Source organism: Streptomyces sp. NPDC054847, assembly GCF_053610925.1.
The window spans coordinates 1-6,836 of the sequence record NZ_JBSGZJ010000318.1; the positions used below are offsets into that span (position 1 = coordinate 1).

Annotated in this window: 7 protein-coding genes and 1 tRNA gene; 4 read left to right on the forward strand and 4 right to left on the reverse strand. The window is 72.6% G+C overall.

The window, feature by feature from the left end; translation table 11 throughout:
* Window positions 1-464 precede the first annotated feature (464 nt).
* On the forward strand, window positions 465-989 hold the full coding sequence (locus ACWGH4_RS25545) for a hypothetical protein (RefSeq protein ID WP_441262064.1): 525 nt from the start codon (window positions 465-467) through the stop codon (window positions 987-989).
* A 112-nt stretch (window positions 990-1,101) separates the two neighbouring features.
* On the opposite strand, the gene ACWGH4_RS25550 is transcribed toward ACWGH4_RS25545, so the two are convergent.
* Window positions 1,102-2,055 (reverse strand): zinc-binding dehydrogenase, encoded by a 954-nt coding sequence (locus ACWGH4_RS25550; protein ID WP_453465041.1) that lies wholly within the window; start codon window positions 2,053-2,055, stop codon window positions 1,102-1,104.
* 77 nt (window positions 2,056-2,132) lie between these two features.
* Here ACWGH4_RS25550 and ACWGH4_RS25555 point away from each other — a divergent pair, with 77 nt between their 5' ends.
* Window positions 2,133-2,531: a winged helix-turn-helix transcriptional regulator gene (locus ACWGH4_RS25555; protein WP_453465044.1), complete on the forward strand. Its 399-nt coding sequence runs from the start codon at window positions 2,133-2,135 to the stop codon at window positions 2,529-2,531.
* A 132-nt stretch (window positions 2,532-2,663) separates the two neighbouring features.
* On the opposite strand, the gene ACWGH4_RS25560 is transcribed toward ACWGH4_RS25555, so the two are convergent.
* Window positions 2,664-2,737: transfer RNA gene (locus tag ACWGH4_RS25560), tRNA-Pro, on the reverse strand.
* Between the two features lie 147 nt (window positions 2,738-2,884).
* Between ACWGH4_RS25560 and ACWGH4_RS25565 the strand changes: the two genes are divergently transcribed.
* Window positions 2,885-3,352, forward strand: a complete 468-nt coding sequence (locus ACWGH4_RS25565) for a DUF309 domain-containing protein (RefSeq protein WP_453465047.1) — start codon at window positions 2,885-2,887, stop codon at window positions 3,350-3,352.
* Window positions 3,353-3,642: 290 nt separating this feature from the next.
* Here the strand turns inward: ACWGH4_RS25565 and ACWGH4_RS25570 are convergent, their stop codons facing one another.
* Entirely contained in the window at window positions 3,643-4,344 is a 702-nt protein-coding gene (locus ACWGH4_RS25570; protein WP_453465059.1) for a formylglycine-generating enzyme family protein, read from the reverse strand.
* A 149-nt stretch (window positions 4,345-4,493) separates the two neighbouring features.
* Window positions 4,494-4,853, reverse strand: coding sequence for a DUF488 domain-containing protein (locus tag ACWGH4_RS25575; RefSeq protein ID WP_453465050.1), 360 nt, complete (start codon window positions 4,851-4,853; stop codon window positions 4,494-4,496).
* 445 nt (window positions 4,854-5,298) lie between these two features.
* Between ACWGH4_RS25575 and ACWGH4_RS25580 the strand changes: the two genes are divergently transcribed.
* Complete coding sequence (locus ACWGH4_RS25580) at window positions 5,299-6,360, forward strand: LacI family DNA-binding transcriptional regulator (protein ID WP_453465053.1); 1,062 nt, start codon at window positions 5,299-5,301, stop codon at window positions 6,358-6,360.
* The last annotated feature ends 476 nt before the right edge of the window (window positions 6,361-6,836 follow it).

Genomic DNA, 6,836 nt, shown 5'->3' on the forward strand with positions numbered 1-6,836 from the left:
GAGGCCAGCGACCCGAGATGCGCACCCACCAGCCGCAGCACCTCCTCATCCTCCGCAATGAGGCCCTTGAGCCCGGTACGCACTGCCACACCCGAGGGTCCGGTCACCACGAACGGCACCACCAACTCCCGCAGACCGCCCACAGTGTCCACCCCCCTCCGCACCGGACCACACACACCCGCCACCACCCCCAACGACCCCGACCCACAAAGGTCACCCATTCGACAAACGAACCCCCATCCGCCCCGCGAGACCTCACACACCACAGCCCACAACAACCCACCCGTACACGGCAGAACTCACTCATACGAAGTCAAACAGCAGCAGTTCACGACCCCTCCGCATGTGCCCGGCACCCCAGCGCCCCCGGGGGCAGGCCCCCTGGTCGGGCCACCGTCCGTCGTGATCCGGCAGGGTGGAAGACTGAGCGGCCGTGAACGGTACAGAAGGGGGCGGACGAGACCGTGCGACTGCGACGGGGGCGCACAGGCCTGACGGGCCTGGCCATGATGACGGTGCTGACGATGACGGCGACGACCGGCTGCGGCGCTCTGCTCCTGGAGGACAAGGGCCCTCTCCCGCCGCGCCATTCGGGTCCGCCGCTGCCCGCGGACGCTGTGGTCTCGGACCTGACCTCGGCTCTCGAGGCCGAGGGCATCACGCTGGAGCGGACGCCGCAGGAGCTGATCCCGACCGAGTGCCACGAACGCCTCACGGGCGAGCACGAGTCGGCGACTGCGGACACGGCCCTGAAGGCCGGGTTCACCCGGGCGCGGTCGGACCACGGGTGGCAGCCCGGACATGACATGGGTGAGGGATGGCTCAGCCTGCGCAAGGGCAACTGGACGGCTGCGACCGTGCTTCCCGGCGCCGCGGGTGCGGACGCGTCCCCCACGTCGATGATCGTGATCACGCTGATGTGCGACGGCGGCCGCACGAAGTCGTCACCCCGCACGGAATCCGCGCGGCCGTCCCCCACGGCCTCCTAGAACCCGTCCTGTCCGGGCGGCCAGATGCGGAGCCGGACGACCGGGGCCGTCCGCGGCCGGGCTGTCGGGCTTCTCCCGCGGCCTGCCCCGGACGACTCTCGCGGGGCAGGTCCTAGTCCTGCGGAGGCAGCGCCGGCGCGTGCGGCTCGTCGCGTGACACATGAAGGACCGCTTTTCCGGGGACACGGCGTCCGCGGAGGGCCTCGGCGGCCTCGGCGAAGCGCTCCCAGGACCCCTGCCAGCCGATCTCGACGGTGACGGACCCCTCAGCGACCAGTTCGGTGAGAACGGCCAGGTCCGTGCCCGCATCGCCCTCGATGACGAAGGACGTCAGCGACTTGGCCGGGCCGACGGTCGCGTACGGGGGAAAGACCGCCGGCTCCCCAGAGGTCCAGCCGACGCTCTGCACGCTGCCCCCGGGAGCGAGCAGGTTCCATGCCGCGACCAACTGGGGGCCGCCGACGCTGTCGATGACCACGTCGACCGGTCGCTCGAGCCCCTCCAGGCCGATCAGCACCTCGTCGGCGCCGGCCTCGAGCAACCCCTCCCCACGGGCGGTCGAGCCCACGGAAGCGATCACGTGAGCACCGGCCCGCGCCGCCAACTGGACGGCGAACCGGCCGACTCCGCCGGAGGCACCGGTGACCAGCACTCTTTTCTCCGGACCGAGTCCGGCGGCCCGCAGCGAGCGCAGTGCGGCCACTCCGGCGACCGGCAGAGCAACTGCCTGCGCCAGGTCCAGGCTCTTCGGCACCTCGGCGAGCGCGCCGGTGTCGATGGCGACACGCTCGGCGAACGCCCCCGAGGTCAGGGCCACCACCCGGGTGCCCACCGCCGGGCCGGTTCCGTCAGCGGCAGCTCGAACCACCACCCCGGCGGCGTCCGAACCGAGCACCGCCCCCACAGGGAGGCGACCGGAGCGGGCGTCGTTGAGGTCGCCGTAGTTCAACGAGGCGTGGGAGACGTCCACAAGGACCTGGCCCGGTCCGGGGACCGGGTCCGGAACCTCGGCGAGGCGGACAGAGTCGGGTGCGGACGGATCAACGACAAGAGCACGAACAGGCATGTCTTCCCCCTTGGTTCACGACTTGTAACAGCAGTCATCATCGGTAACGTTGCCGCTCGTCGGAAGGAGGCACTTTCATGTCACGCAGTCACACCCGTGTTACCGACGCACTGAGGGACGAAGCCTGCCCGGTCACAGAGGTGCTCGACCGCGTGGCGGGCAAGTGGAGCATCGGGATCCTGATCGCCGCCGCCCACGGCCCGGTCCGCTTCACCGAACTGGAGCGCTCCATCAAGGGCATCAGCCGGCGGATGCTCAGTCTCAACCTGCGCAGGCTGGAGCGGGACGGGCTGCTCGTACGCACCGTCCATCCGACCGTGCCGCCCAAAGTGGAGTACAGCCTCACGCCCATGGCCCGAGAACTGCACGCCTCGCTGACCGGACTGGTGAGCTGGGCCGAGCGCTACCGGTCCGCCGTCGCCGAGGCCCGCGCCGCCTACGACGATGCGGCGAAGCGTGACCCCGACGCCGGGTGAGACGGCCCGGACCGGCTCCGCCGGCCGCCTCCCGCAGGTCGATGAGATGCCGCGAGCCCAGGCGGGTCCGAACGACCAAGGGGCCGTCTCAGATTTCTCTGAAACGGCCCCTTGTTCTACGACTCTCACGAGTCGGGACGACAGGATTTGAACCTGCGACCCCTTGACCCCCAGTCAAGTGCGCTACCAAGCTGCGCCACGTCCCGGTGCGCGGTTCCGCCGGTTTCCCTGGCTGAGCGCGCAAGAGAACATTACCGCACTCTGCGGGGTCGTCGGACGCCCGGCCTGCGGCGCGGTGGCACGCGGGGCACACCGCCCGTCGCCGGTGGAGGCGTACGAGGGACAATTGCGGCATGGACAAGGCACGCAGAGACCGCGACGCCGAGGGCCGGGCGCGCAACGCCCGTCCCCGGGACGGACTGGGGCGCCCTCTCCCCCATGGCGCGCCCGGCGTGGAACGCCAGCCGGAGGGAGTGCTGCGCACTCCCTCCGAGACGCTCTCCGAGGCTCAGCGGCTGCTCGACGCCGGGATGCCGTTCCATGCGCACGAAGTGTTCGAGGACGCGTGGAAGTCCGGCCCCGAGGAGGAGCGTGAGCTGTGGCGCGGCATGGCCCAGCTCGCGGTGGGGCTCACACACGCGGCACGGGGCAATACCGCAGGCGGCGCCCGCCTGCTGCTGCGCGGGGCGGACCGGATCGCCGGCTTCCCCGCGCCGCACGCCATCGACGTGCCGGGACTGACCGGCTGGGCCCGTGAGCTGGCGGGCCGGCTGACCGGCCCGGTGGACCCGGCCGCAGAGGCCCCGCGGCTGCGCCTCTAGCTGGATCACATGGCGCCTGCGGGCCGCAGCAGAAGCGGGGCCGCCGGGACCACGGCAGGGGCCCGGGCGGCCAGGGAGCCCACCTCGTCACCGAGTCGCTCCAGGAGCCACGCGCTCGCCCGGACGGAGAGCGGCACGCCGTCCGAGGCAGGGGACGAAGAGTGCGGCGCGCATGTCCCGAGGAGGTGCCGCCACCCGCGGGACAGCCCTCTGGCTCGGACGCCGAAGTCGGCGGGCCCGGGGCCCTCGACCTCTTCGGCGGGCCGGGAGAGCGAGGCGGTCGGTCCGGCTCAGGCGCTCCGCACGGTCCGGGCGAGCCGGAGGCCGAGGTCGTCGATCGCGAACGTGGGGTGGCTGCGGCGTCGCACGGAGGCTCCGCAGCCGCGCGCCGACTCGGCCCAGCCGCCGCCGCGGAAGATGCGGTAGGAGCCGTAGACCTCCTCGTCGTAGAGGTCCCAGCACCACTCCCACACGTTGCCCAGCATGTCGTACAGACCCCACGGGTTGGGCTTCTTGCCGCCGACGTCGTGGGCCAGGCCGCCGGAGTTGTCCGCGTACCAGGCGATGTCGTCGATCTCGCCGTACCGGTAACCGCTGGTGCCTGCCTTGCAGGCGTACTGCCACTCCGCCTCGGTCGGCAGCCGGTAGCCGTCCGACGCCCGGTCCCATGTCACTTCGCCGCTGCGCGCGTCATGGGAGTAGGCATTGCCGAGCCCGGCCCGGGCCGACACCTGGTTGCACAGCTCGATCGCGTCGAACCAGCTGATGTTCGTCACTGGCGCGGCTTCGCTCGCGGCGGGAAGGAGCACGGGCCCGGCAGTGGGGCCGTCAGTGGGATCGGGCCGGGGAGCGGCATCGGCTCCGGTGACGGCGCGGTGGAGGCCCCTGGTGACGGGATACGTGCCGAGCAGGAACGGAGCGAGCTCGGTGCGCCAGCGGGTGCCGCGCCGGTCGTCGCGGAGTTCCACGGCACCACCGGGCACAGGAGTCATCCAGGGGGCCGCCGGATCGTCGGTGGAGGGGTGCACTCGGTGGGCCTCTCGTTCCGGGGCGACCGCCGGACCGTCGATGGGGCGGCGCCGGGTCCACGATACGGGGCTCGGGTCCAAGTCCCGCCCATAGTCCCGTGATTGATCGTGCGTCAGAGCAGGCTGCGCAGCACGGCGGCGTGGCTGCGGTCCGGCTCCTTGGACGCCGTCAGCAGCGTCACGGGCCCTTCCGCGGCGAGGGTGCGCAGTTTCTGCAGCGCCTCGGCGGCGGCGGGTTCGGCGAGCTCGGCCTCGTAGCGTCGCCGGAACTCCTCGTACTCCCCGTCCGACCCGTGGTACCAGCGCCGCAGCTCCGACGACGGCGTCAGCGCCTTGGGCCACTCGTCGACGTGCGCCGCGTCCTTGCTCAGACCCCGGGGCCAGAGCCGGTCGACCAGGACCCGGAGGCCGTCGTCCGGGCCGGGCTCCTCGTAGATCCTGCGAACCTTCGTCGTGCCACTTCCTCGTCGCATGTCCCCAGGGTCACAGGACCGGGCCGCCCCGGCGACCGACGGCCCGCCGGGCAGGGCCGCGTCCGGGCCTCCACTCCTGACGCCGCCCGTGCCCGGAGTCGCACACCGAGGGAGTGGCGTGAAATCGATTGCAGAAAATGCTCGTGCAGCATACAAAGACCTATGAAGCTCCTGCTCCGCGCGGCATCGCCGATGGTGCGGACATGAGGCGACGACAGAGCGGACCGCATGGAAACACCTGAGGTGGACACTTCTCCCGGACCAGACGAGAAATCCTTTTCAGGGGCGGGTAAAGTCAAGGAACCCACGGCGAACCGGCTGGTGCGGCACCACCCCGCGGCTACGCGCCGGCCCGGCGCGGCAGGCCGGCGGCGGGATGCGTGGCGTGTGGCCGCGCGGCGGGCTGCGCGGGTCTGCGCAGCGGACGAAAGGTGTGGACACGACAGTGGTGACGATTCAGGACGTGGCGCGTGCGGCCGGAGTGTCGCCGGCGACGGTGTCGCGGGTCTTCAACGGCGGCAACGTCACAGCCGCCCGCGCCGAGTCCGTACGGCAGGCCGCCGCCGAACTCGGCTTCGCGCCCAACCGGCTCGCCCGGTCGCTGCGCAAACAGCAGTCGAGCGTGATCGGCCTGATCATCCCCGACATCGAGAACCCTTTCTTCACCTCGCTCGCCCGCGGCGTCGAAGACGCCGCACAGCGCACCGGCATGTCGGTCGTCCTGTGCAACTCCGACGAGGACGTCGACAAGGAACGCCGCTACATCGACATCGTCATGGGCGAGCAGATGGCCGGAGTCATCGTCGCCGCCGCCTCACGCGACCGGACCGACCTCAGCCCGCTCATGGCCAGAGGCATGCCGGTCGTGGCCGTCGACCGCCGGCCCCACGACGCCGACGTCGACGCCGTCATGGTGGACAACCAGCACGGCGGCGAGGTCGCCACCCGGCACCTGCTCCGGGCCGGATACCAGCGGGTCGCCTGCATCACCGGCCCCGCCGGGGCCTCCACCTCCGAAGAGCGCCTCGCCGGTTACCGGTCCGCCCTCCGCGGCGAACTGGGCAACGACTCCGGCGACCCGGCGCGGGCCGCGTCCTACATCCGCCACGCCGACTTCCGCGTCGAGGGCGGCCGGGCCGCCATGCAGGAACTGCTCGCCCTGCCCGAGCCGCCGGACGCCGTCTTCGTGGCGAACAACCTCATGACCGTGGGCGCGCTCGAGGCCCTGCGTGAAGCGGGGCAGGCGCCGCCGGGCGTCGGCGTCCTGTCCTTCGGCGACGTGCCCTGGGCATCGCTCGTGCGGCCCTCGCTGACGACGGTCGAGCTGCCGTCCTACGACCTCGGGCGCACGGCGGCGGACCTGCTGCTCCAGCGGATGGCGGGCAGCGCGGCGCTGCTTCAGACGGTGGTGCTGCGTACGACCCTCAAGCCCCGCGACAGCACGGCGGGGCCGGCCTGGCGGCCGGACGGTCCGGGCCGGACGGGCCCGGGGCGGGGCCCGTCGTGAGCGTGGCGGTCCGGGGGTGCGTTGCGCCCCTGCGGGGCGGATCCGGCCGGACGGCCCCCGTCGTGAGCATGGCGGTCCGGGGGTGCGTTGCGCCCCCGCGGGGCGGATCCGAGCCGGACGGCCCCCGTCGTGAGCATGGCGGCCCGGGGGTGCGCACGGGCCGGTGCGTAGCACCCCTGCCGGGCTGATCCAGGCCGGACGGACCCGGGGCGGGGCCCCGGGTAGGGGGTGCGTTGCGCCCCTGCGGGGCCGATCCGGGCCGGACGGGCCCCGTCACGAGCGTGGCGGTTTGGGGGTGCGCACGGGACGCCGGTGCGTTGCGCCCCGTGCAGGGCGGATCCAGGCCGGACGGGTCCGGGCCGGGGCGCCTCGTGAGCGTGGCGGTCTTCGGTGAGGCGTGGACCCGGTAGGGGGTGCGTTGCGCCCCTGCGGTGCGCGGCTGCGCCGGTGGGTGGTGCGGGGGGCGGGGCCTCCGG